Here is a 24,554-nt window from a genome sequence, read left to right on the forward strand (position 1 = left end):
CGGTCGACGCAGTCGGGGAAAGACCGGACATGGACAGGCTTCTTGCCAACGGGACCGTCAACGCCGCGCAATCGGGCGAGGGGCCGCCGCTGTTCCTCTTCCACTCGCTGTTGTCGGACCGTGCGAGTTTCGATGCGATCGTGCCCGGGCTTGCCGGATCGTTTCGCATCATCGTGCCGGAGCTGCCGGGCTTCGGCAGGTCGCGCGCGGTGGACGGCGGCCTTGCCAAGATTGCGGACCGAATGGCCGAGGCCGTGCGCGATGCTGCGGGCGGTGCGCCGGCGATCGTGCTCGGCAATGGCTATGGCGGCTTCGTCGCCCTGCAGATGGCGATCCGGCATCCCGACATCGCCAGCAAGCTCGTTCTCGCCGACAGCGGCGCGGCGTTCTCGGAGCCCGGCCGCGAAGCATTTCGCAACATGGCGAAGGTGTCGCGGGACAAGGGGCTGGAGGCGATCACCGACGTCGCGATGCGGCGCCTGTTCGCGCCGGAGTTTCAGGCGCAACATCCTGAGCTGATGCAGGATCGCCGTGCTGCGTTTCTGCGGACGGATCCGGAGGTGTTTCGTGCGGCGTGCGACGCATTGGCAAGCCTCGACCTCCGCTCAGAACTTGTCGCGGTGAAAGTGCCGGTGCTGGTGTTAGTTGGCGAGCATGACGAAGCGACGCCGCCGCCGATGTCACATGAGCTGGCCGCCGGACTGCCGCGCGCCGAACTCAGGATCCTCGAAGGTTGTGCGCATGTGCCGCAGCTCCAATCGCCGCGACAATTTCTCGAAGCCATCGAGGAATTCTTGCGGTGATCAGCGCGTTTGGTTCTGGACCTGTTTTGCCCGACGGAGCAAGCGAATATTTCGCCCTTACCGAATTTGAAAAAGATCAATGATTCCGGTGCGATCCCTACTGTGCATGGGGTTGTTTTCGCATTTTTGACGGGAGCGCCATCGCGCTACGTGGTTCGGGGCACGAGCTACCGGGATTGAACCGGAATCCCTAAGGGTTTTTACACACAGTTCTGGCACGTTCCCGCGCGTCAAGATCCGCGACCTGCATCGTCGCGTCTCAACGCGCGCACGAAAAGACGGGGACCGCGGAGACCACGGGGGCGTTGTTGATGACTGCACTTGCTTCGGACGCCGGTTGCGCGAAGCGGGGGATCGTGCCGATCCTGCTGTGCGTCGTGCCGTTCAGCCAAATTCCGCTCGATGCCTACACGCCCGGCCTGCCGCAGATGGTAGCGGATCTCGCCGCCGATCCCGCCGCGATGCAGAACACCGTCACCGCGTACATGCTCGGCATGAGCCTGGCGCTGGTGCCGGTCGGCATCGCCTCCGACACGCTCGGCCGCCGCAACGTCCTGCTTGCGGGCTTCGCCGTGCTGATCGCGATGAGCGTCGCCTGTGCGCTCGCGACCAGCGCCCCGCTGCTGCTTGGCTTGCGCTTCCTGCAAGGCATCGGCGGCTGCACCTGCCTCGTGGTGGCCTATGCGGTTGCTGCCGACTGCTTTCGCGGCCGCGAGCTCACCGCGATCTCCGGCCTGCTTGGCGCGGCCTGGGGGCTAGCGCCTGTGCTCGCGCCCGCGGCCGGCGGCTTCATCGTCGAACTGACGTCATGGCGCGGTGTCTTCGTCTTCATTGCCGTCGCCGCGGCCGTCGTCGCTGCGATCGTCATGCTGCTTCTGCCCGAAACGTTGCCGGCAGAGCGGCGCGCGCCGTTCGATCCGCGCCGTACCGCCGGCATCTTGCGCGACGCGCTTGTCCGTCCGGGCTTCCTGGCCTTCGTGCTGGTGTTCGCCGCGGCGGCGAGCGCGCAACTGGCCTTCGGCGTCGTCGCACCGTTCTTCTACCAGACCGGCCTCGGCTATTCCGCGGCGATCTACGGCCTCGTTGCCCTCGGCCTTGGCGGAGTCAATCTCGCCGGCGAGCTCGGCTGCGCGCATTTCGCGCGCGTCGTGCCCGCGCGCGTGACGGGGTTCGGCGCCTTCGCGCTGCTTGTTGTCGGCGCGGCTGTGCTGGCCGTAACAGGCATGGCCTGGGGTCTCGATCTTGCGTCGATCACGATCGGCGGTGCGCTGGTGCTCGGCGGCTGCGGGGTGCTGTGCCCGATGATGTACGGCATGGCGCTCGGCCTGTTCGAGCGCGACCACGGCCTGATCGGCGGCCTCATCAGCGCGCTCTGCTATCTCGCCGTCAGCGGTGCCATGGCGATCACGGCGGTGTTGCCTGAAGCAACCCAGGCGCCGATCGGATGGCTCTATCTCGGCCTCTGCGCCATCGGGGGCACGCTGCTCGCGGTCTCGCTGCCGTCGGCGCACCACGCCGCACAGTCCTAAGGAAGGAACCAGTTCATGACCACCGTCGGCATTCGCGGCACGTTCTTCGACTTCATCGACGATCCCTGGAAGCACGTCGGCAACGAGCAGGCCGCCGCGCGCTTTTACCAGGACGGCCTCATGGTCGTCACCGACGGCGTCATCAAGGCGTTCGGTCCTCATGACAAGGTTGCTGCCGCGCGTCCGGGCATCGAGGTCACCCATATCAAGGACCGCATCATCGTCCCCGGGTTCATCGACGGCCACATCCATCTGCCGCAGACCCGCGTGCTCGGGGCCTATGGCGAGCAGCTGCTGCCGTGGCTGCAGAAGTGGGTTTATCCGGAAGAGCTCAAATACCGGGATCGCAACTACGCGCGCGAGGGCGTCAAGCGTTTCCTCGACGCGCTGCTGGCATCCGGCACCACCACTTGCCAGGCCTTCACCAGTTCCTCGCCGGTCTCGACCGAGGAACTGTTCGAGGAAGCCGCCCGCCGCAACATGCGCGTGATCGCGGGCCTCACCGGCATCGATCGCAACGCGCCGGCGGATTTCATCGACACGCCCGAGAATTTCTATCGCGACAGCAAGCGGTTGATCGCAGAGTATCACAACAAGGGCCGCAACCTCTACGCCATCACGCCGCGCTTCGCCTTCGGTGCTTCGCCGGAATTGCTCAAAGCGTGCCAGCGCCTCAAGCACGAGCATCCGGATTGCTGGGTCAACACCCACATCTCCGAGAACCCGGCCGAATGTAGCGGCGTGCTGGTCGAGCATCCGGATTGCCAGGACTATCTCGGCGTCTATGAGAAATTCGACCTGGTCGGTCCAAAATTCTCCGGCGGCCACGGCGTCTATCTCTCGAACAACGAGTTCCGCAGGATGTCGAAGAAGGGCGCCGCGGTGGTGTTCTGCCCGTGCTCGAACCTGTTTCTCGGCAGCGGCCTGTTCCGCCTCGGCCGCGCCACCGATCCGGAGCACCGCGTGAAGATGTCGTTCGGCACCGACATGGGCGGCGGCAACCGCTTCTCGATGATCTCCGTGCTTGACGACGCCTACAAGGTCGGCATGTGCAACAACACGCTGCTCGACGGCAGCATCGATCCCGTGCGCAAGGACTTGGCCGAGGCCGAGCGCAACAAGCTCTCGCCCTATCGCGGCTTCTGGTCGATCACGCTCGGCGGTGCCGAGGGCCTCTACATCGACGACAAGCTCGGCAATTTCGAGCCGGGCAAGGAGGCCGATTTCGTCGCACTCGATCCGAACGGCGGCCAGATCGCGCAAGCGTGGCACCAGTCGCTGATCGCCGACGGCGCCGGCCCGCGCACGATGGACGAGGCCGCGAGCATGCTGTTCGGCGTCATGATGGTCGGCGACGATCGCTGCGTCGACGAGACCTGGGTGATGGGCAAGCGTCTCTACAAGAAAAGCTGAGACGGCAGCTCATGAGCGGATCCCTTGACACAGCCGGCCAGCCGGTCGCCCTCGTCATCCAGCGCCGCATAGCGGACGACGGCTTTGCCGCGTTTTCGCGCTGGAACGGCGAGGTCGGCGACGTGCTCAAGGCCTGGCCCGGGTTCCTGGGGCAGGAGGTGGTGCCGCCGCAGCCGCCGGCGCATGTCGACTGGGTGACGATTTTGCGTTTCGCCAGCCCGGCCGCGGCGCGCGCCTGGCTTCAGAGCGAGGTGCGGGCGCGGCTGATCGCCGAGGTGCAGCGCTTCTTCGTCGGTTCGGAGGATGTCCATATCCTGCCCGACACCGGCGTTCAGCGCGACAGCGCTGTCTCTGCCGTCATCTCTTTCAAGGTGCCTGACGGCCTCGAGGACGCGTTCCTCACATGGCAACAGCGCATCCAGGCCGCCGAAGCCGAATTCAAAGGCTTCCTGCGCCACAAGATCGAGCGGCCGATTCCGGGCCTGCACGACGAATGGATCATCATCCTGTCGTTCGACAGCGATGCCAACCTCAATGCCTGGCTCGACTCGCCGATGCGGCAGACGCTGCTGCAGGAGGGTGGGCGCTTCAATGCCGGCATGAATGTCAAGCGCGCAAGCTATGGCTTCAATTTCTGGTTTCCCGCCGGCAAGACGCGCGCGCCGGAGCAAAGCGCGGCACTGATCTGGAAGAGCAACCTCATCGTCCTCCTGGTGCTCTATCCCGTGGTCTATCTCTGGGGCACTTTCATCAGCGCGCCGCTGATCGACAGTCATGGCGTGCCGGTCTGGCTGTCGCTGTTCGCAGGCAATCTCGTCAGCACCCAGCTGCTTGGCTGGTGGCTGGTGCCGGCCGCCTTCAGGGCGCTCGACTGGTGGGTCACGCCGAAGGCCGCGCTCAGTCGCCAGATCGCGGGCTACGCACTTCTTGCCGCGCTCTATGCCGCCTCGATGGCTCTGTACGCGCTGCTGCTCGCGTGGCATTGGGGGCGGTGAGGCCGAGCAGGCGGTTTGGCGTTCAGTTCACACTCGACAGGAAGCCCGCCAGAATCGTCCGGCTTTGGCTGAGCGTCTCGATGCGTTCATCGATGAGGCTGACCTGCTGCGCGAGTATTCTGCGCAGATTGTTGCACGGCGTGAATTCCGGATCGTTGTTCCGTACGCACGGCAGCAATTGCTGGATCGTTTCCAGCGTCATCCCGGCCGCGCCAAGCATTTTGATCCGCCGAACGGTCTCCTCTTCCGCCGGACCATAATCGCGATAGCCGGAGTCTGTCCGCTGCGGCGCAAGCAGTCCTTCGGCTTCGTAGTAACGCAGCATCCGGACACTGACTCCCGTCCTGCGGGAGAGCTCACCTATCTTCACTGAAAAATCCTCTTGACCCTGACAGTGCTGTCAGACCTTACAGGTCGTGCTCGTCCATGTGAACACCATCGCGGAGGAGCAACGATGAAAGCTTACCATTTGAACGGCGATGCCGGTGCCGGGGGCCTTGTGCTGGCCGATGTCAGTCGACCTGAACCCGCCGGCGGCGAGGTCCGTATCCGGATCGAAGCGGCAAGCCTGAATTATCGCGACCTGATGATCCTCGACCGCGTTGGCCAAGGCGGGCTGAATGGTCGCGTGCCGTTGTCGGACGGCGCGGGCGTCGTCGACGCCATCGGTTCGGGCGTTACGCAATGGCAACCCGGAGACCGCGTCGTCGCGTCGTTCTTTCGCGATTGGGTCGCGGGACCATTCAAGTCCAGCTATGTTCCGTCTGCCCTTGGTGGCAACACCATGGACGGTATGCTCGCGGAGTATGTCGTGCTGCCGGCAACCGCGCTTGTCTCCGCGCCGGCGCACTTGTCCGCGGTCGAAGCGGCGACCTTGCCCTGTGCCGGCGTTACGGCCTGGCACGGCCTCATCGCTCGCGGCGGGATGGGCAAAGGCGACACGCTGCTGGTCCAGGGAACAGGCGGCGTCGCGCTGTTCGGCCTTCAGTTCGCCGCGGCGCTGGGCGCGCGCGCGATCGTGATATCCTCCTCGGATGAGAAGCTCGCCCGCGCCAAGGCGCTGGGCGGTTCTATTCTCATCAACTACCGCGACACGCCTGAGTGGGATGCCGCGCTGATGAAGGCGACGGACGGCGAAGGCGCCAGCCATATCCTCGAACTCGGCGGACCCGGCACTTATGACCGATCGTTGAGATCGGTCGCGTCGGGCGGCAAGATCGTCCAGATCGGTGTCTTGACAGGATTTGGTCCGAAGCCGGACCTCGCGCGTCTTCAGTGGGAGAACGCCGACATCATCGGTGTCACCGTCGGATCGCGCGAGCATTTCACCGCCATGAATCGCTTCTTGACCGACAAGGCAATCCACCCGATCGTCGACCGGGTGTACGGTTTCGACGAGGTCCCCGACGCGTTCGCCCATCTCCGCACCGGCTCCCACTTCGGCAAGGTCGTTGTGAAGCTGTAAGGTCTCGGAGACGTCAGGGCGGCATCATCTCTGGACAGACGACGACCATGTTCGCCCTGACATTTCTCGGGACCTCTGCGAGCGTTCCGTCCTCCGAACGCAACCATCCGGCCCTGCTGATCGAAGCGGCCGGCCAGCGCATGCTGGTCGATTGCGGCGAGGGCACGCAGCGCCAGTTGCTGCGTAGTGGCGCCGGCTTTCGGCGGCTGGACCGCATCCTGCTGACGCATGCGCATCTCGATCACGTGCTCGGCATCCCCGGCCTGTTCTCGACGCTGCGCCTGCGGCAGAGCGCCGAGGTGATGACGGTTCATGGTGGCCCGGCCACGCTCGAGACCGTCATCCGGATATTGGCAGGCTTGTGGGGTGCGGGCAGGGCGCCGCTTCCGGTGGAGTTCGCAGCCTTGGCTGCAGGACGAATCCTCGATGCCGGCGACTTCGCCATCGACTGCTTTCCGGTCCGCCACCGCGACACCGACAGTTTTGGATTCGTCTTCCAAAGCCCCGCGCGCCGTCATCTCTTGTCGGAGCGCCTTTCGGCCCTCGGCGTGCCGGATGGCCCTATCCGTGGAGAATTGGCTGCGGGACGAGCTGTCGTGATCGCCGATCGCACGATCGATCCGGAAGACGTCCTGGGTCCGCCGAGCGGCGGAAAGAGGCTCGTCGTGATCGGCGACACCGAAACCACCGAGGGGCTGGCGCAACACATCGCTGATGCCGATCTGCTGGTGATCGAGGCAACGTTCCTCGATCGTGACGCGTCGACCGCGCGGGACTACGGGCATCTCACCGCGGCAGAAGCGGCGTCGGTTGCGGCGGCGAGCAATGTGAAGCAGCTCGTGCTGACCCATATGTCGGGACGCTATGAGGACGAAGAGGTTCTCGCTGAGGCGGCAAGGATCTTTCCGAACAGCCGGATCGCCGCCGACTTCGATCACAACGTGATCTGACCGTCGCGACGAAACATCGCCAATCGCCGTCTCGTCCGGCGCTATAGACCGGCGGCAACACCGAGGCGGCCGATGCCCGGCAGCTTGACGGCGGGCCGCCGGATGTCGAGGCCGAGCACGGCGCCGAAGAAGTTGATCTCGAGGCCTTCGACCCAGCCTAGCGTCAGGCCGAGATAGCCGGAGAGCGAGGCATAGAAGCCGGTGCGCGAGGCGGTCAGCCCAATCCATTCCCCGGAATAGGGATAATCCTTGCCGATAGCGGTCGGCGGCAGAACCGCGCGAAGTTCCGGCACGGCATCAAGAGCGGCTTGTACGAAGGTGTTTGAATTCGGTCCCGGCCAGGCGCTGTAGTCGCCATAGGCTCGAAACTTGTAGGTCTCGATCACAGTCCGGATCCTGGGAATGAGAAGCTCGGCCCGCGGCCCATCTACGGCGACGACGGTTTCCGGCAGGGCGCCGAACCACCTTCCATCGGGGGCGAAGCCGTTGCTCCGAATCGGTTCGCCCCACGCGGTGTAGTCGTATCGGCTGTAGCTGGTTGCATCCTTTTCCTTGACGACGATCCACGTGTGGACGGCGAAGATACTTCGCCAACGGACCGTTCGCGCCGCATAAACCCGGATCAGGGCATCGGGATGCGAAGAAGCCCGTGGCAGCAGGCCCGCGCTGGAGCGGTCAGCCGTCTGCCAATTGCCGCGGCCGTCTCCAAGCCAATAGTACCGCGCGGCCGACAGGCCGATCGGCACGAACAGAAGCAGGAAGAAAATGAGCAAGGGTCTTCGCAAGGAGAGATCGGGTTTCGGAACGGAGTCTCGAGGATATAGGCGATGAAAGCACTTTCACAATGACAGGTCGAATAGGGTTCTGCTTTGCTCGTTGCGAGATCGCCTGACATGGTCGCTCCCGACCAAATTTGAGTGACGCCTTCTATGGCGTCGATCTCTCGCATTTTCTCCTTATCCGGATCGAGTTCGATCCGGTCACGCCCGTCAATCCGCGCGTTGTGAGCGATTGGCGAATTCTGTTTCAGACCCTGGGCATGCTGCTCGCATCCACGGTGGTCGCGCCCGCCTTCGAGTTCTCGGTGCAGCGATGGATCGACGTGGGTTGAGACAGTCCCGTCTTGTCCACGCGAACGCAGCGAGAACAAGCCGAGGATGTTTACAGAAGGGCTGGACCGCGAAGGTCAGCGCGGCTATATGAGCGGCCTGCGAGCCGCTGATTTGCAAAACAGTCAGCCTGCCTTGCAAAACTTCCGAAGAAAGCTTAGCGATTTCAAGCGCTTCGGTGGGGAATGGTGTAACGGTAGCACAACAGACTCTGACTCTGTTTGTCTTGGTTCGAATCCAGGTTCCCCAGCCAGCTCCGGGTCCTTCCAAGGTCCGGCTCCCCAGGTCCCTCAGTGACAGCGATTGGTCCCCGGCCGCTCCGCCGATCGCGACCGATTGCCTCATCAGGAATCGCGTCTGCCCGGTCGGATCGCCGCGCGCTCCATCGTCCTTGGGGCACACAAATCGAGGAGATCCGTGATGCCCTATGTCGATGGGTTCGTTCTGGCCGTGCCGAAGGACAAGGTCGAGGCCTACAAGACGCTGGCGACGACCGCCTGTGCGATCTGGATGGAGCACGGTGCGCTCGATTACGTCGAATGCATCGCCGACGACGTTCCCTATGGCGAGCTGACCTCGTTTCCGCGCGCGGTGATGGCGAAGGAGGACGAGGTCGTGGTGTTCTCCTGGATCGTCTACCGCGACCGGGAGACCCGCGATGCCGTCAACAAGAAGGTGATGGCGGACCCGCGGCTGAAGATGGAGGGCATGCCGTTCGACGGCAAGCGCATGATCTATGGCGGCTTCACGACGTTGCTCAGGGCGAGCGACATCGTCGGCTGACAGCGGGGGCAAGGGGCCTATTTCGGAGGCGCGCGGTCGATCTCGGCCTGCAGCAGCAGCGCCAGGCATCCGGCGAGCCGCGTCTCCATTTCTTTGGACGGCAGCGACAGCGGTCCGGGATCGTTGAGGATCGCGTTCACGAGCGTGCCCAGCACGATCTGGAAACCGAATGCGATGGCGCGGGTCTTTGCCGCCTTGCGGCCCTTGCCCATGGCCGGCAGCAGGAGCGGGGTGGCGCGCGCAGTGGTCGCCTTCGCGAGCGCCTTGAACGGTGTCCATTGGTCCGGGCGGGTGTCGTCGTGCTGGAGGGCGGCGCGCAGCACGCCCTCGTGGTTGCGCATCCAGGCGATGATTCCGCCGACGATGATTTGGCAGAGCCGGTCGAGGCTTGTGTCCTGCGACGGGGGGCTGATCTCGTCCAGCCGCTGCTCGCCATCACGGGTGGCCAGTGCCATCAGCGCGTTGAAATAGGTCTCCTTGCTCTCGAAGCGGCTGTAGAAGGCGCCGACGGTGGCGCCGACCTCGGTGCAGAGTGCCTCGATCGAGAGTTCGGCGAGGCTGCGCGTCTTCAGCATGTCGGCGCCGGTGCGCAGCAGCGCCAGCGTGGTTTCCCGGCTGCGCTTCTGCCGCGACGGGGCGACACCCGGCAGGTCGAAATCGCGAAGCTCCGGCTGGTCTGACCGTGGGCGCATCTGGGCTTGCATCCGCCAAAAATCATAATCATAATTCTGATTATAATTTAGGATGGGGCGCGCCGCGGGTCAACCGCGGGCGCCAGGACAACGAAACAGCGGATCCGGCAGGGAGGATCAGATGAGCGCAGGCAGCGGCACGCCGTTCCGCGGCACCGTCGGCAAGACGGTTGCGGAGTCAAAGCCCTGGTGGCCCGATGCGCCAAAGCCGCCCGCGGGCGCGCCGAACATCCTCGTCGTGCTGTTCGACGACGTCGGCTTCTCGGATTTCGGCTGCTACGGCTCGGCGATCAGGACGCCGACCATCGACAGGCTCGCCGCGGAGGGCCTGCGCTACAGCGGCTTCCACACCACGGCGATGTGCTCGACCACGCGCGCCGCGCTGCTCACCGGGCGCAACCATCATTCGGTCGGGGTCGGGTGCCTCGCCAATTTCGATTCCGGTTATCCCGGCTATCGCGGCAAGATCGCGCGCGAGGCGGGTACGCTGGCCGAGATGCTGCGGGTGCATGGCTATCGCAACTACATGGTCGGCAAATGGCACGTCACGCCGCTGACCGAGAGCGGCGCCACCGGTCCGTTCGACGGCTGGCCGCTCGGGCGCGGCTTCGATCGCTTCTACGGTTTCCTGGACGCCGAGACCGACCAGTACGCGCCGGAGCTCGTCTCCGACAACACGCATATCGATCCGCCGGGCACTCATGCCGACGGCTATCATCTGACCGAGGATCTGATCGATCAGTCGATCCGCTTCATCGGCGATCACGTCGCCGATCGTCCTGATGTGCCATGGCTGACCTGGGTCGCGCTCGGGGCCTGCCACGCGCCGCACCAGGCGCCGGCCGAGATCATCAGGAGCTATGATGCCGCCTTCGCCCATGGCTGGGACGTCGAGCGGGAGCAGCGTCTCGCGCGCCAGAAGGCGATGGGCCTCGTCCCCGGGGATACGCGGATGCCCGCGCGCAACGACGGCGTGAAGGCCTGGGAGGAGCATTCGGAGGACGAACGCCGCGTCTTCACCCGGCTGCAGGCGGCCTTTGCCGGCATGCTCGACCATTCCGACCGCCATCTGGCGCGCCTCGTCGCATTCCTCGACACGGCCGGCATCCGCGACGACACCGTGATCATCGTGATGTCCGACAATGGCGCGAGTCAGGAGGGCGGGCCGCTCGGCTTCGTCAACGCGATGGGACCGTTCAACTTCAAGCCGGAGCCGATCGCGGAGAAGCTCGCCCGCATCGACGACATCGGCGGACCCGACACCCACAGCAATTTTCCGCATGGCTGGGCGATGGCCTCCAACACGCCGCTGCGGCGCTACAAGCAGAACACCCATGGCGGCGGCATCCGCGATCCCTTCGTCATCAACTGGCCGAACAGGATCGCGGCCAGAGGCGAGCTGCGGCACCAGTTCGTCCACGCCTGCGACCTCACGCCGACGCTGTTGGAACTGATCGGCATCGAGGCGCCAGCTGATATCGCGGGTTGCCGGCAGATGCCGCTGGAAGGCGAGAGCTTTGCGCGTTCGATCGCGGACGCGTCGGCGCCGTCAAAGATTTCAGCCCAATATTTCGAGATGTTCGGCCATCGCGGTCTCTGGCAGGCGGGATGGAAGGCGGTCGCGTTCCATCCATCGGGCACGCCGTTCGAAAACGATAAATGGGAGCTGTTCCATCTCGACGCCGATTTCTCCGAGACCAACGACCTTGCGACGAAGGAGCCGGAGCGTCTGGCGCGGATGATTGCGACATGGTGGGACGAGGCCGAGAAGCACAAGGTGCTGCCGCTCGACGATCGCTTCGGGCCCCGCTTTGCGGAGAATGCCGCGCGTTTCCACGGCGCGCGCCACCATTTCGTCTTCCACGCCGGCATGGGGCACGTGCCGACCGACGTCGCGCCGGACGTGCGCAGCCGCAGCTACACGATCGAGGCCCATGTCGAGATCGGCGAGGCCGGCGCCGACGGCGTGCTGATCTCGCACGGCGATGCGACGTCGGGCTACAGCCTCTATGTCAGCGACGGCCATCTCGTGCACGATCTCAACATCGGCGGCAGCCATCAGATCGTGCGGTCGGACCGCAAGGTGCCGTCCGGCGCGCGGCGGCTCGCGGTGCACGTCGAGAGGCTTGTGCGCAAGGAGGCGCCGGCCAAGGGCTCGCGCACCGGCGTGACCGAATACACGCTGCTGATCGACCGCGAGCCGGCCGGTTCGCTCCAGACCCAGCTCGGCTTTCACACGCTGATCTCGTGGTCCGGACTCGACATCGGCCGCGACCGCGGCAGCCCCGTGTCGCATTACGAGACGCCGTTCGAATTCGCCGGACGACTGCTGCGCGTCACCGTCACCATGCACAGTGACCAGCGGCTCGACGGCGAAGCCGTCGGCAACGCGCAGATGGCGCGGCAGTAGCGGCGCGAGCCTTACTTGATCTTGTCGTACGCGGAAGCGAAGTCGCCCAGCGGCATCGGGATCGCGATCGTCTCCTTGGCCATGTTCTGGAAGGAGACCTTGAGCTGCTTGCCTGACCGCAAGGCGGCGAGCAGGTCCGGCGCGATCGGCGACGAAGCGTAGCAGCCGCGGTTCTCGCAGGTCTGGATCTGGAGGTCGACCGTCTTGCCCTCGTCGACCTGAAGCTTGGCGCCGATGGGAAGGTTGAGGCCGAGCGGCAATTGCAGCAGCGCCACCGGCGTGCGGGTATCGGGTGCGATGCGGATGTTGATCAGGACGATGGTCTGGCCGGTCTTGGTCAGTACCGCATTCTGCTCCATGGCGCATTCGAGCGGCGCGTCACGGCTGGCGCTGGTGCAGCGCACGATCCAGCCGGGCTGTTGCGCAGGCGAGCCTTCGGCCTGCGGCTGCGTCGGAGCCGGCTGTGCCGCCGGAGCGGGGGCGTTCTTCTTGGTGCCCTGCTGGGCATAAGCGGCGCCAGTCGACAGCAGGACAGCAGCGGCGAGGGCGACAAGTCTGGATTGCATGAGCATGGCGAAACCGCGTTGGCGTGAACCGGGGCCTCGCTGTAGCGTCGCCGCAAGAGCCGTGCAAGCCGCTACTCGGCGGCTTCCTTAACGGTGCCGTGCTCGACCGCCTCGCCGCCTTCGCCGTCACCCGAACGGCCCCAGCCCGAGAACCAGTTGTTGAGCTCGTCGAGATAGAGATAGACCACCGGCGTGGTGAACAGCGTCAGCGCCTGGCTGACGATCAGGCCGCCGACCATGGCGTAGCCGAGCGGCTGGCGGATCTCGGCGCCGGTGCCGTGACCGAGCATCAGCGGCACGCCGCCGAGCAGCGCGGCCATCGTCGTCATCATGATCGGGCGGAAGCGCAGCAGCGCGGCCTGGCGGATCGATTCCGCCGGCGTCTTGTGCTCGTCGCGCTCGGCGGCGATGGCGAAGTCGACCATCATGATGCCGTTCTTCTTCACGATGCCGATCAGGAGAATGATTCCGATCAAGGCAATGAGGCTGAAGTCGAAGCCGGCCGCCATCAGGATCAGAAGCGCGCCGACGCCGGCCGAGGGCAGGGTGGACAGGATCGTGATCGGATGGATGTAGCTCTCGTAGAGGATGCCGAGGATCAAATAGACCACGACGAGGGCTGCGAGGATCAAGAGCGGCACGGTGCCAAGCGATTGCTGGAACGCCTGCGCGGTGCCCTGGAAGCTCGAGTTCAGCGTCGGCGGCGCGCCGAGATCGGCCATCGCCTTCTGCACGGCTTGCGTCGCCTGGCCGAGCGCGACGCCCTGGGCGAGGTTGAAGCTGATCGTGGTCGCCGGGAACTGGCCCTGGTGGCTGATCGAGAGCGGACGGACCGGATCGGTGGTCCAGGTCGCGAAGGTCGATAGCGGCACCTGGTCGCCGGTCAGCGGCGACTTCAGATAGAGCTTGTTGAGGCTGTCGAGATTGCCCTGCATCTCCGGCAGGATCTCCAGGATCACCTTGTAGGTGTTGAGCTGGGTGAAATACTGCGTGACCTGCCGCTGGCCGAAGGAGTCATACAGCGTGTCGTCGATCAGCTGCGGCTGGATGCCGTAGCGCGCGGCGGTGTCACGGTTGATCTTGAGCTGGACCGTGGTGCCCTGGGTCTGCTGGTCGGTCGCGACGTCGCGCAGTTCCGGCAGTGTCTGCATCTTGGCGAGGATCTTGGGCGCCCATTCGTTGAGCTCGTCCAGATTGGCGTCCTGCAGCGTGAATTCAAACTGCGTGCGGGTCGGCCGGCCGCCGAGCCGCACGTCCTGGGCTGCCTGCATGTACAGGCGGGCGCCCTGGACCTTGTCGAACTGGGGACGCAGTCGCGCGATGATCTGCTGAGCCGAGGCCTCTCGCTTGTCGCGCGGCTTCAGCGTGATGAATATGTTGCCGTTGTTGCCGGCGCGGCCGCTGCCGCCGATCGACATCGCGACGCTGGCAATGTCGGGATCGGCCAGGATGATCTTGCCGAGCTGTTCCTGGCGCCGGGTCATCTCCTTGAACGAAATGTCCTGCGAGGCTTCCGAGGTTGCGGTGATCAGGCCGACGTCCTGCTGCGGGAAGAAACCCTTCGGGATCAGGACGAACAGGTAGATCGACAGGCCGAGCGTGGCGAAGAAGATCGCCAGCGTGGTGCGCCGCCAGGCGAGGGCATGGTCGAGCACGTATTCGTAGCCGCGCAGCATCCCGTCGAAGGCGCGCTCGCTCCACTGGTAGAACTTGCCGTGCTGCACCTCGCCATGGGCGCGCAGGAAGCGCGAGGCCATCATCGGCGTCAGGGTCAGCGACACGAACATCGAGACGAAGATGGTCATCGCCAGCACGACGGCGAATTCGCGGAACAGGCGCCCGATGATGCCGCCCATCAAGAGCAGCGGAATCAGCACCGCGACCAGCGAGATGCTGATCGACACGATGGTGAAGCCGATTTCCTTCGAGCCGCGGAAGGCCGCCGCCATCGGCGATTCGCCTTCCTCGATGTAGCGCGTGATGTTCTCGAGCATCACGATGGCATCGTCGACGACGAATCCGACCGCGATGGTGAGCGCCATCAGCGACAGATTGTCGAGCGAATAGCCGGCGACCCACATCAGGGCGCACGCGCCCAGCAGCGCCAGCGGAACCGTGATGGTCGGAATGACGGTGGCCCAGAAGCTGCGCAGGAAGATGAAGATGACCATGACCACGAGGGCAATGGTCAGCAGCAGGGTGAACTGGACGTCCTCGACCGCGGCGCGGATGGTCGTGGTGCGGTCGCTGATGAGCTCGATCTTGATCGCGGGCGGGATCGCCGCCACGAGGCGGGGCAGGGTCGCCTTGATCCTGTCGACGGTCTCGATGACGTTGGCGCCCGGCTGCTTGAAGATCACCAGGAACACGCCGCGTTTGCCGTTGGCCCAGGCCGCCTGTTTGGCGTCTTCAGCGGCGCTGACCGCCTGGCCGATGTCGCGGATTCGCAACGGAGCGCCGTTGCGATAGGCGATGATGACGTCGTTCCAGTCCTTCGCGTGCGTGAGCTGGTCGTTGGCGTAGATCGTGTAGGCGCGCCTCTCGCCGTCGATGTTGCCCTTCGGGCTGTCGACCGTGGTGATCGCGATCTGGCTGCGCACGTCCTCCATCGACAGGCCCTTGGCGACCAGTTTCGCCGGGTCGATCTGGATGCGGATCGAGGGCTTCTGCTGGCCGCCGATGAAGACCTGCGCGACGCCGGAGAGCTGGCTGATCTGCTGGGCAAGCTGGGCGTCGACCGCGTCGCTGACGCTGGTCAGAGGCAGCGTTTCCGATGTTGCCGACAGCAGCAGGATCGGCGCGTCGGCCGGGTTGACCTTGCGATAGGTCGGCGGCGACGGCAGGTTCTTCGGCAACTGGCCGGAGGCCGCGTTGATGGCGCCCTGCACGTCGTTGGCGGCGCCGTCGATGCTGCGGTTGAGATCGAACTGGATGGTGATCGATGCCGTGCCGAGATAGCTCGTCGAGGTCATCTGGGCGATGCCGGGAATCTGGGCGAACTGGCGCTCCAGCGGCTGCGCCACCGACGAGGCCATCGTCTCCGGGCTGCCACCCGGCAAATTGGCGGTGATCTGGATGGTCGGGAAGTCGACCTGCGGCAGCGGTGCGACCGGGAGCAGGGGATAGGCGACGAGACCGACAAAGAGAATGCCGGCCATCAGCAGCGAGGTGCCGATCGGGTACCGGATAAAAGGTGCCGAAATCCCGCCCCCGGTCATTCCTGTCGTACCTTGTTCTGGGTCGGGGCCGGATTCGAGCTTGCCACCGCGGTCGAGACGAGGCTGCCGGGCTGCACCTTGAACTGGCCGCCGGTGATCACCTGCTGACCGGGGCTCAGCCCTTCCTCGATGACGGAATGTCCATCGATGGCGTAGCTGACCTTGATCTTGTGCACCTCGGCCTTGTTGTCCTGGTTGACGGTATAGGCGTAGAGGCCGTTGGTCGAATGCTGGACTGCGTCATCCGGAACCACGGTCGCATCCTTCAGCGTCCGGACCAGAAGCCGCGTCGAGACCGACTGGCCCGGCCACAGCGCGTGGTCCTTGTTGTCGAACACCGCCTTGAGGCGGATCGTCCCGCTGGCGGTGTCGACCTGGTTGTTGATGACCGCAAGCTTGCCCTCGGCCAGCGTCTTCTTGCCGTCGGTGGTGAAAGCGATCACCTTGAGCGCGCCGGTCTTCTGGCCTTCGCTGATATAGGGCAGCTGGTCTTCCGGCGCGGTGAAGATCACGGCGATCGGCTCGACCTGCGAGATCATGACGATGCCCGTCTGCGTCGAGGCGTTGACGATGTTGCCGACGTCGACCTGGCGCAGGCCGGCGACGCCGGTGATCGGCGCCTTGACCTGGGTGTAGTCGAGCTGGGTCTGGGCGTTGGAGATCGCGGCTTCGTCGGCGGCGATCTGGGCGGTGAGCTGGGCGACGGTCGAGCGCTGGGTGTCGACGCGCTGCGCGGTCGCGAATTCGCCGAGCTTCATGGCGCGCTGAAGTTCGAGATTGGCGTTGGCGAGACTGGCCTCGTCCTGCGCCTTCTTGGCCTTGGCCTGGTCGAGCGTGGCTTGATAGGGACGGGGATCGATCGAGACCAGAAGCTCGCCCTGCTGGACGATCTGTCCTTCCTTGAAGGCGAGCTTGTCGATCTGGCCATCCACGCGGGTGCGGACTTGTACGGTGTTGAACCCCTGAACCGTGCCGAGACCGGTCAGATAGACCGGGAAATCGACCTTCTGGACCGGGGCGACGCTCACCGGGACGGCGGACGGGCGGGACGGCCCTTTGTCGGCGGCCTGGGTCTTGCCGGCGCCATGCCCGTATTTCTGCCAACCATAGTAACCCGCGGAGGCCACGGCCGCGATGATCAGAATCCAGAGGATCGGCCGGGACTTTTTCATGTCGTCTCGTGTCGGCTCGTATGCCCCCCAACTACGAATTATCAGGGCAATCGCAGGGTTCCAGCGCGCTTGTATAATACACGCCAAGTTCGAGTGTAAACAGCACTATCCGTCGGGAATCCTAAACAATTGGAAAGCTTTGCACCGTCTAGGCAGTGCTGTGGCGCGGCGGCGTGCAATGCTGCATTTTCCCGGCCAAACCGAACTGCGGGCAAGTCCTGTGCGGCACTCGCAGACAGTGTGCTCAACCCGAATGATGCCGCGCCGGGTCGCAGCCCGATGGTGGCGACGAGAACGGTTCTAAATTGCGCGGCGGCCGTTTCGGTTGTCAGGGATATCGCCATCATCCATATCGGCGCCGCCACACATGGAGCGCAGCATGGACGAACTGAACGGCAAGTTGATCGCGTGTCAGATTCTGATCACGGGATTGATCGCGCGTGTCGCCAACGAGCAGCGCGATCCCTTGCGCTTCCTCACCGACTTCCGGGACGAGATCAAAGCCGTCGTGACCGGCGTCAACATCGCCGGCATGGAGTCAACCGATCGCGTGCGCGCTGTCGCGCTGAAAACCGTCGACGAATTGTTTTCGCTGATGAAGCCGCCGAGCAGCGATTGATGCTGTGGGCGAGACCGCAGATTTGCGCAGCATTCGCTAGCGACTTTTAGAACGAGTCCAATCTCGATTTAGAACGATTTCAAACTGCAGATTAGAATCGTTTTGATCTGGATCGATTCAAGGGTTCTTGCGAGCTGCTCGCATTGACCCGCTATTTTACGGCCGATACCAACAACTCATCGTTCGCCGAGATGAATGCGCGAACAGGAAGATGGGGCGTTTGGTAATGGGGCAGGTGGTGGCACCGAAGTCGCTGCGTTCGTTCGCGGCATTCGATCTGGTGGATGAAAAATTCGCGGGCGTTTCTGGCAAGAAGGCTTCGGCGGTTGCGAGCTTGATCGCGGTGGCGTCGGTGTCGAGCGGCGCGCAAGCACAGCAGTCGAACCTGCCGCCGGTGACGGTTGATGCTCCCGTCGAGCGTCCGCGTCCAAAGGCATCGAAGCCTTCGCCGGAGCAGGTCCGCGCCCGTAACGCGATTCGCCGCGCCGCGCAGCGCGAGCAGGCGGCGCAGCAGGCTGCGCCGACCACGCCCGCAGGCGCTGTCGACGGCAATCCCTATGCCGATCCGGCCGCGCCCTACAAGGTCGATCACGTCCAGGCGTCCGGCAAGTTTCCGGAGAAGATGCTGAACACGCCCAAGACCATCACGGTGCTCAGCAAGGAAGTGCTCGAGGACAAGAACGCGACGACGCTGAAGGAGATCGGACGCTCGACCGCGGGCGTGACGCTGGGCTCGGGCGAGGGCGGCAACGCGTTCGGCGACCGCTTCTTCATCCGCGGCTTCGACGCGCGCAACGACGTGTTCATCGACGGCATCCGCGATCCCGCGGTTTCCATCCGCGAGAACTTCTTCACCGAGCAGATCGAGATCCTGCGGGGGCCCGCATCGTCCTATGCCGGCCGCGGCACCGCCGGCGGCGCCATCAACATCGTCACCAAGCAGGCCGGTGATCGAAACTTCCAGCGCATCGGTTCCGAGTTCGGGACCGACATGACCAAGCGCGTCACGCTCGACGTCAACCAGGTCATCGACCCGACCTTCTCGGTGCGCACCGGCGGCCTGTTTCAGGACGCAAACGTCGCCGGCCGCGACTACGTGACCGACAATCGCTGGGGCTCCTTCATCTCGACCAAGTACACCCCGACCACCGACATCAAGATCACCACGAACTACGTCCACACCGACCTCAGCGGCTACCCGGATTTCGGCGTGCCCTATTACAAGCAGGGCAACGTGCCGGTGACCTCGGCCGGCATTCCGCGCGGCAATTGGTACGGCTTCCTCAACCGCGACTTCCAGACGGCGCGGCAGGATTTCGGCACCGGCACGATCGAGTACAAGGTCAACGAGGCCATCACGCTGACCAGCAAGGTGCGTGGTGAGCATTCGCTGCTCAACTACATCGGCACGCTGCCGCAGAATCCGATTACGACCAGCTCCAATCCGATGCTGTGGACCACGACGGCGAGCGCGCAGAGCCGCTACCAGAACGTGGACGTGTGGGCCAACCAGAACGAGGCCACGTTCAAGCTCGACACCGGTGGCGTCAAGCACACCGCGGTGTTCGGCGTCGAATATTCGAACGAGAACATTTCGATCGACCGTTACACCGGCCTCTCTTCCGAGCTGTTCGGCGGCGGTTCGACTAGCAACGGCGCCGTCACAGGAGTCAATCTCTACTCGCCGCAATACACCAACATTCCCTTCAGCAACACGCCTTCGCTGGTCGGGAACCCGACGCGCTATGGCGTCAACACCAGCAGCGTGTATGTGATGGATACCGCGAATTGGCAGGACACGGTCATCGTCAACGGCGGCGTGCGCTACGATGGCTACAGTCAGAGTTCATCCACCAATTCGGCCTACCTCAAGCAAAGCTCCGATCTCGTCAATTACAACGTCGGCGTGGTCTACAAGCCGATGTCGATCGGAAGCGTCTATGCCGCTTATGCGACCTCCGCGAATCCGTTCGGTTCGGAGCTCGACGCGACCGGCACCGATTACGGTGGCGTTCCCGCCAACTCGACTATCCTGCTCGGGCCCGAGCGCAACAAGGCGGCAGAGATCGGCACCAAATGGGAGCTGGCGGACCGTCACCTGTTGGTCAGCGCAGCGCTGTTCCAGACCACCAAGGATAACGCGCGAGAGACCGTCAATAACCTGCTCACCTCGGGTGCGGCCTACCGCATCCAGGGCATCGACATCGAGGCCGAAGGCAAGATCACGGATCGCTGGAGCATCTTCGGCGGCTTGGTGTTGATGCAGTCGAAGGTCACGCAAAGCGGTGTCGCCTCCAACATCGGCCTGCAACTCGCCAACGTCGCCCATCAGTCCTTCAGCATGCTCTCCAAGTACAAATTCGACGACGGCTGGGAGATCGGCGGGCAGGCGGTGTACCGCTCGAAGGTCTATGGCGGCACGTTCGCGGCCAATACCGGCAACGAACTGCCGAGCTATTGGCGCTTCGACGCGTTCGTCGAGAAGAAGATCGACAAGAACTGGACCATGAAGTTCTACGCGCAGAACCTGACCAACAAGCTGTACTACGACACGCTCTATCGCAGCGCGGTGCCGTTCGTGGCGGTCGCGCCGGGCCGGGCCTTCTACCTGATCACGACGGCGAAGTTCTGATCATGCTGACGTGCCTGCCTGGCATTCTGAGCAAAGACGATGTGGCGGATTTCCGCCGCATCATGGATGCCAGCGCATGGGAGGATGGCCGCTCGACCGCAGGGGCGCAGTCGGCCATGGTCAAGCGCAACGAGCAATTGCCGCCTGACAGCGAGGTCGCGCGGAAACTCGGCAATCGCATCATCTCGGCGCTGACGTCGAACCCGCGCTTCATCGCGGCGGCTGTTCCGCTCCAGATCTTCCCGCCGCTGTTCAACCGCTATGCGGCGGATAGCGGCCATCATTTCGGCCTGCATGTCGACAATGCGATCCGCGGCGACCGTCTGACCGGCCTTCGCATCCGCACAGACCTCTCGGTCACGCTGTTCCTCGCCGAGCCGGAGGAGTATGACGGTGGCGAACTTGTGATCGAGGACACCTACGGCTCGCACGAAGTCAAGTTGCCAGCCGGCGACTGCGTGCTCTATCCCTCGACCAGCCTGCACCTCGTCACGCCGGTAACCAGGGGAACGCGGGTTGCGTCTTTCTTCTGGCTCCAGAGCATGATACGGGACGATCAAGCCCGGAGCATGATCTTCGACCTCGACACCGCGATTCAGGCGCTGGTGGACCGGCTCGGGCGTGACGATCCCGAAACGGTCAAATTGACGGGTATCTATCACAACCTCATTCGCTACTGGGCCGAAGTATGAAGACCATGTCCCCGAGAGCTAGCCTTGCCGCCGCCGCGATGCTGGCGGCTGCCTGGCTCGCATCCCCCGTTTTGGCCCAGACACAAACCCCACCGGCACCCGCGCAGTCGGCGGCCCAGCCGGCTCCGGCGGCGCCGGCAGTGACGGCGCCTGCTGTCCAGGCTCCGACGGCGTCCACTCCGGTGGCGTCCCCGGCGGCCCCCGTTTCGACCACCGCCAAGCCCGATGCGGCGGCCGGCATCGCGCCGGCGATGAAGGAATTGTCGCCCTGGGTGATGTTCATGTCGGCGGACGTCATCGTGAAGGCGGTGATGATCGGGCTCGCCTTCGCATCGCTGATGACCTGGACCGTCCTGATCGCCAAGTCGATCGAGCTGTCGGTCGCATCCACCAGGCTTCGTTCGGCCCTGAAGAAAATTGCGGAGTCGCGCTCCCTCTCCGAAGCGCAGATGGCGCTCGGAGCCAGGGAGGGGATCCTGCCGTCGTTCCTGGCGGCGGCCCTGCGCGAGGCGCGGATGTCGGCCGGTCTGTCCAGCGATTCCGGCATCAAGGAGCGCGCAGCCTCCAGCTTTTCCGAGATCGTGCGCGCCGAGGCGCGGCGGATCCGCATCGGCATGGGCGTGCTCGCGACCATCGGCTCGACCTCGCCCTTCGTCGGTCTGTTCGGCACGGTCTGGGGCATCATGAACAGCTTCATCGGCATCTCGAAGTCGCAGACCACGAACCTCGCCGTCGTCGCGCCCGGCATCGCCGAAGCGCTGCTCGCCACCGCGATCGGCCTCGTCGCCGCGATCCCGGCCGTCATCATCTACAACCACTTCTCGCGCGTGACGAAGAGCTATCTCGAGCTCGTCAGCCGTGCCTCGGGTGCCGCGGGCCGGCTGCTCTCGCGTGATCTCGATCGCAGCCACGGCGGCGTGCATTCGCGCGCAGCGGAGTGAGCCATGGGCGTTTCGCTCGCAGACAACGATGACGACGACGATTTCTCGGAAACGCATGACATCAACGTCACGCCGTTCATCGACGTCATCCTGGTGCTGCTGATCATCTTCATGGTCGCAGCGCCGCTCTCCACGGTCGATCTGCCGATCGACCTGCCGACGTCCAGTGCGACGCCGCAGAAGAAGCCTGACAAGCCGACCTATCTCAGCATCAAGCCAGATCTGACGCTTGCCCTCGGGGAGAACCCGGTCCACCGCGCCGAGCTGATCGGGACGCTCGACGGACTGTCGGACATGAGCAAGGACAAGTACGTGTTCCTGCGTGCCGACAAGTCGGTCCCGTACGGGGAGTTGATGGGCGTCATGGAGCTCCTGCGCTCAGGCGGCTATACGCGGGTGAAGCTGGTGGCGCTGGAAGGCGCGCCGGGAGCGCCTGCGGCAGGCGCCGCTCAGCCTTAGAGGCCCGCGATGTCGGACGAACTCAAACCATCCCGGAAGCTCTGGATCCTGGCGGCGGTGGCCGCGCTCGTGCTTCATCTCGGCGGTGCTGCGCTCGCGCTGGCGCATTTGCGTGCCGATGACGACGGCGACGGCCTCGGCGCGAACGGCGCGGAATTCGCCGTGGAGATGGCCTCGCCCAAGGCGCCCGAAACCGATCTGCCGCCCGGGCCCGACAGCGAAGCGATGCAGGAGCAGCAGGCACTTCCCGAGCAGAAGGCCGAGACCAAGGAGACGGACCTTCCAAAGGACCAGTCGCAGCAGGTCGAGGATCCCGACCGCGTCGTGACCGAGAACGACTCGAAGAAGCCGACGGAAGAAGACCCGAAGATTCAGGCGGTGGAGACGCCGGCCGCCGAAGCCTCGCCGAAATCGGTCGCGACGGCACGGCAGACGCTCGAGGAGGATGCGCGCGAGGCCGAGAAGGCGCTGGCGCCCGTCATCGGCATCGGCAAGGACGTTCTGAAGCTGACAGCCGACTGGAACCGCAAGATCAGCGCGCATTTGTCGCTGCACAAGATCAATCCGGAAGGCAAACAGCCCAATAACCAGAAGGTCAAGGTGAGCTTCGCGATCAACCGGAAGGGCAACGTGTTGTCGGTGGATGTCGTGGAGTCATCAGGGGATCCAGCCTACGACGCGGCCGCGGTCTCGATCGTCCGCAAATCGGATCCGATCCCGCAGCCGCCAGCCGGGTTGACCGAAGACCGGTTCGAGCGGACCGTCGATATCATCTTCACGCCGGCCGACGCGAAAAAGAAGAAGACGGCTCAGCGCCAGTAGAGCCGGATCCCGACATAGACGACGACGAGGCAGCCAAAGATCAGCGCCACCGGCAGGGGCCGTTTCTGGGTTCCAGCTGCCGCGCCAGCCCCGAAAAAGCTGCTCGTCTTTGGCTTCGGCGCCGGGCGGCGGAAAGCGGTAACATTGTCCTCTGCCGGCTCTGCCGGGCGAGGGCGGACGTCGGGCGGGTTTCCCCCGCCGCCCATCTCGACATAATAGGCCTTGTAGATCGCGCCGATGGTCGCCTCGGTGGCCTCGCCCTCGCTCATCTGAGCCAGCAGGTTCTGGTAGCTCGCGAGGAATTCCTGGGCGCCCGAAGGCAGCGCGGACGCCCCGTTGAGCTTGGCCATCATCTTCCAGGTGGCAAAATCGGCGCGGGCGCGGGTGTCCGCGCGTCGCGCGATCAGCATATCGGCAGCTTTGACCAAGTCGGCCTCTGGCCCTTCGGCTTAAAGTTCGGGTACGGCTGTTCAACTACGCATTGCCGGTCAGGAAGAGAACAGCCTGAATCACATGACCGGTCAACGTTCGCAGTATTGCTGAAATAACATCAAGATTTAGACCGAACTGGGAACCTGCAAGGGGCAGCAGGATCAGCAGGCCGATCAGGATCAGCATCCCGAACGGTTCGAGCCGGGCCAGCGGCATGGCGAGGGCGCGCGGCAACAGCCCGACCGCGACGCGCCCGCCATCGAGCGGCGGGATCGGCATCATGTTGAAGACGGCCAGCGCCGCATTGAGCCGGATCGCATTCCAGATGTTATCGAGGAACCATCGCGCCGAGGCGGCCGGAGCCCATGACAGGGCGTGGATGGCAAGAGCCGCGATCAGCGCCAGCACGATGTTGGTGACGGGCCCGGCCAGCGCCACCCAGACCATGTCGAGCCTGGGGTTGTTAAGCTTGCGGAAATTCACCGGCACCGGCTTGGCGTAGCCAAATAGGAACGGCGAATGCGCAAACAGCAGCATCGCTGGAAGGATCACGGTGCCGAACGGGTCGATATGCCGGAACGGGTTGAAGCTGACCCGACCGAGCTGCGAGGCCGTGTCGTCGCCGAGACGATCCGCGACGAAAGCATGCGCTGCTTCGTGAAACGTGATGGCGATCAATACTGGGAAGACCCACACCGATAGGTCATAGAAGGAGATGTTCACGGCTCGTCCGTTCCGGTTTGCCTGGGCGCTCTGCAAAGCAGGCCGTATAGGGCCACAACCCTTTACGATCTACCGTCATATGGTGCCCAATTCCGAAATTGCCCGCTGCAAATGGTTCGCCGCCGAGCG

23 protein-coding genes and 1 tRNA gene are annotated in these 24,554 nt (G+C 64.4%); 16 read left to right on the plus strand and 8 right to left on the minus strand.

Annotated elements, in window-relative coordinates; all coding sequences use genetic code 11:
- Positions 1-29 precede the first annotated feature (29 nt).
- The 4 genes from CIT40_RS13895 to CIT40_RS13910 all read left to right on the plus strand — a co-directional run bounded on the left by CIT40_RS13895 (position 30) and on the right by CIT40_RS13910 (position 4,740).
- Positions 30-803, plus strand: a complete 774-nt coding sequence (locus tag CIT40_RS13895; RefSeq protein WP_094896760.1) for an alpha/beta fold hydrolase — start codon at positions 30-32, stop codon at positions 801-803.
- A gap of 311 nt (positions 804-1,114) precedes the next feature.
- A complete protein-coding gene (locus tag CIT40_RS13900; protein ID WP_094896513.1) occupies positions 1,115-2,332 on the plus strand; it encodes a multidrug effflux MFS transporter in 1,218 nt (405 codons plus the stop codon).
- 15 nt (positions 2,333-2,347) lie between these two features.
- Positions 2,348-3,745, plus strand: a complete 1,398-nt coding sequence (gene guaD / locus CIT40_RS13905; RefSeq protein WP_094896514.1) for a guanine deaminase — start codon at positions 2,348-2,350, stop codon at positions 3,743-3,745.
- Positions 3,746-3,756: 11 nt separating this feature from the next.
- Positions 3,757-4,740 (plus strand): antibiotic biosynthesis monooxygenase, encoded by a 984-nt coding sequence (locus CIT40_RS13910; RefSeq protein ID WP_094896515.1) that lies wholly within the window; start codon positions 3,757-3,759, stop codon positions 4,738-4,740.
- Positions 4,741-4,762: 22 nt separating this feature from the next.
- On the opposite strand, the gene CIT40_RS13915 is transcribed toward CIT40_RS13910, so the two are convergent.
- Positions 4,763-5,110, minus strand: coding sequence for a MerR family transcriptional regulator (locus tag CIT40_RS13915; protein ID WP_094896516.1), 348 nt, complete (start codon positions 5,108-5,110; stop codon positions 4,763-4,765).
- 84 nt (positions 5,111-5,194) lie between these two features.
- Here CIT40_RS13915 and CIT40_RS13920 point away from each other — a divergent pair, with 84 nt between their 5' ends.
- The gene (locus CIT40_RS13920; protein ID WP_094896517.1) at positions 5,195-6,205 is read left to right on the plus strand and encodes a zinc-dependent alcohol dehydrogenase family protein; all 1,011 of its coding nucleotides are present in this window, start codon (positions 5,195-5,197) and stop codon (positions 6,203-6,205) included.
- 47 nt (positions 6,206-6,252) lie between these two features.
- Positions 6,253-7,155 carry a ribonuclease Z gene (gene rnz / locus CIT40_RS13925; RefSeq protein ID WP_094896518.1) on the plus strand — a complete coding sequence of 301 codons (903 nt, stop codon included), beginning with the start codon at positions 6,253-6,255 and terminating at the stop codon, positions 7,153-7,155.
- A gap of 41 nt (positions 7,156-7,196) precedes the next feature.
- Here rnz and CIT40_RS13930 read toward each other — a convergent pair whose 3' ends face one another.
- Positions 7,197-7,928, minus strand: coding sequence for a DUF3750 domain-containing protein (locus CIT40_RS13930; protein WP_094896519.1), 732 nt, complete (start codon positions 7,926-7,928; stop codon positions 7,197-7,199).
- 140 nt (positions 7,929-8,068) lie between these two features.
- Here CIT40_RS13930 and CIT40_RS13935 point away from each other — a divergent pair, with 140 nt between their 5' ends.
- From CIT40_RS13935 to CIT40_RS13945, 3 genes are all read left to right on the plus strand, one after another.
- Positions 8,069-8,266 (plus strand): hypothetical protein, encoded by a 198-nt coding sequence (locus CIT40_RS13935; RefSeq protein ID WP_094896520.1) that lies wholly within the window; start codon positions 8,069-8,071, stop codon positions 8,264-8,266.
- Positions 8,267-8,443: 177 nt separating this feature from the next.
- Positions 8,444-8,517: transfer RNA gene (locus CIT40_RS13940), tRNA-Gln, on the plus strand.
- 167 nt (positions 8,518-8,684) lie between these two features.
- Entirely contained in the window at positions 8,685-9,047 is a 363-nt protein-coding gene (locus CIT40_RS13945) for a DUF1428 domain-containing protein (protein WP_162307486.1), read from the plus strand.
- 17 nt (positions 9,048-9,064) lie between these two features.
- On the opposite strand, the gene CIT40_RS13950 is transcribed toward CIT40_RS13945, so the two are convergent.
- Positions 9,065-9,739: a TetR/AcrR family transcriptional regulator gene (locus CIT40_RS13950; RefSeq protein WP_162307487.1), complete on the minus strand. Its 675-nt coding sequence runs from the start codon at positions 9,737-9,739 to the stop codon at positions 9,065-9,067.
- A 121-nt stretch (positions 9,740-9,860) separates the two neighbouring features.
- Between CIT40_RS13950 and CIT40_RS13955 the strand changes: the two genes are divergently transcribed.
- Positions 9,861-12,149 (plus strand): arylsulfatase, encoded by a 2,289-nt coding sequence (locus CIT40_RS13955; protein ID WP_094896523.1) that lies wholly within the window; start codon positions 9,861-9,863, stop codon positions 12,147-12,149.
- An 11-nt stretch (positions 12,150-12,160) separates the two neighbouring features.
- On the opposite strand, the gene CIT40_RS13960 is transcribed toward CIT40_RS13955, so the two are convergent.
- The 3 genes from CIT40_RS13960 to CIT40_RS13970 all read right to left on the minus strand — a co-directional run bounded on the left by CIT40_RS13960 (position 12,161) and on the right by CIT40_RS13970 (position 17,105).
- Positions 12,161-12,721, minus strand: coding sequence for an invasion associated locus B family protein (locus CIT40_RS13960; protein ID WP_162307488.1), 561 nt, complete (start codon positions 12,719-12,721; stop codon positions 12,161-12,163).
- A 65-nt stretch (positions 12,722-12,786) separates the two neighbouring features.
- A complete protein-coding gene (locus tag CIT40_RS13965; protein ID WP_094896524.1) occupies positions 12,787-15,933 on the minus strand; it encodes a multidrug efflux RND transporter permease subunit in 3,147 nt (1,048 codons plus the stop codon).
- Entirely contained in the window at positions 15,930-17,105 is a 1,176-nt protein-coding gene (locus CIT40_RS13970) for an efflux RND transporter periplasmic adaptor subunit (protein ID WP_094896525.1), read from the minus strand. Before CIT40_RS13970 ends, CIT40_RS13965 begins: the two co-directional genes overlap by 4 nt.
- A 379-nt stretch (positions 17,106-17,484) precedes the next feature.
- On the opposite strand from CIT40_RS13970, the gene CIT40_RS13975 reads away from it, so the two are divergent.
- The 6 genes from CIT40_RS13975 to CIT40_RS14000 all read left to right on the plus strand — a co-directional run bounded on the left by CIT40_RS13975 (position 17,485) and on the right by CIT40_RS14000 (position 23,270).
- Positions 17,485-17,724 carry a hypothetical protein gene (locus tag CIT40_RS13975; protein ID WP_094896762.1) on the plus strand — a complete coding sequence of 80 codons (240 nt, stop codon included), beginning with the start codon at positions 17,485-17,487 and terminating at the stop codon, positions 17,722-17,724.
- A 226-nt stretch (positions 17,725-17,950) separates the two neighbouring features.
- Positions 17,951-20,356, plus strand: coding sequence for a TonB-dependent receptor (locus CIT40_RS13980; protein ID WP_094896526.1), 2,406 nt, complete (start codon positions 17,951-17,953; stop codon positions 20,354-20,356).
- A gap of 2 nt (positions 20,357-20,358) precedes the next feature.
- Positions 20,359-21,048 carry a Fe2+-dependent dioxygenase gene (locus tag CIT40_RS13985; RefSeq protein WP_094896527.1) on the plus strand — a complete coding sequence of 230 codons (690 nt, stop codon included), beginning with the start codon at positions 20,359-20,361 and terminating at the stop codon, positions 21,046-21,048.
- The gene (gene exbB, locus CIT40_RS13990) at positions 21,045-21,989 is read left to right on the plus strand and encodes a tonB-system energizer ExbB (RefSeq protein ID WP_094896528.1); all 945 of its coding nucleotides are present in this window, start codon (positions 21,045-21,047) and stop codon (positions 21,987-21,989) included. The genes CIT40_RS13985 and exbB overlap by 4 nt, the downstream gene beginning before the upstream one ends.
- Before the next feature lie 3 nt (positions 21,990-21,992).
- Positions 21,993-22,448 (plus strand): TonB system transport protein ExbD, encoded by a 456-nt coding sequence (exbD, locus tag CIT40_RS13995; protein ID WP_038970925.1) that lies wholly within the window; start codon positions 21,993-21,995, stop codon positions 22,446-22,448.
- Between the two features lie 9 nt (positions 22,449-22,457).
- Positions 22,458-23,270 (plus strand): energy transducer TonB family protein, encoded by an 813-nt coding sequence (locus CIT40_RS14000; RefSeq protein WP_094896529.1) that lies wholly within the window; start codon positions 22,458-22,460, stop codon positions 23,268-23,270.
- On the opposite strand, the gene CIT40_RS14005 is transcribed toward CIT40_RS14000, so the two are convergent.
- Positions 23,258-23,680, minus strand: coding sequence for a hypothetical protein (locus CIT40_RS14005; protein WP_094896763.1), 423 nt, complete (start codon positions 23,678-23,680; stop codon positions 23,258-23,260). The genes CIT40_RS14000 and CIT40_RS14005 overlap by 13 nt on opposite strands.
- Before the next feature lie 64 nt (positions 23,681-23,744).
- Positions 23,745-24,425, minus strand: a complete 681-nt coding sequence (locus CIT40_RS14010) for a site-2 protease family protein (RefSeq protein WP_094896530.1) — start codon at positions 24,423-24,425, stop codon at positions 23,745-23,747.
- Positions 24,426-24,554 lie beyond the last annotated feature (129 nt).

This window comes from Bradyrhizobium amphicarpaeae, assembly GCF_002266435.3.
Lineage (GTDB): Bacteria > Pseudomonadota > Alphaproteobacteria > Rhizobiales > Xanthobacteraceae > Bradyrhizobium > Bradyrhizobium amphicarpaeae.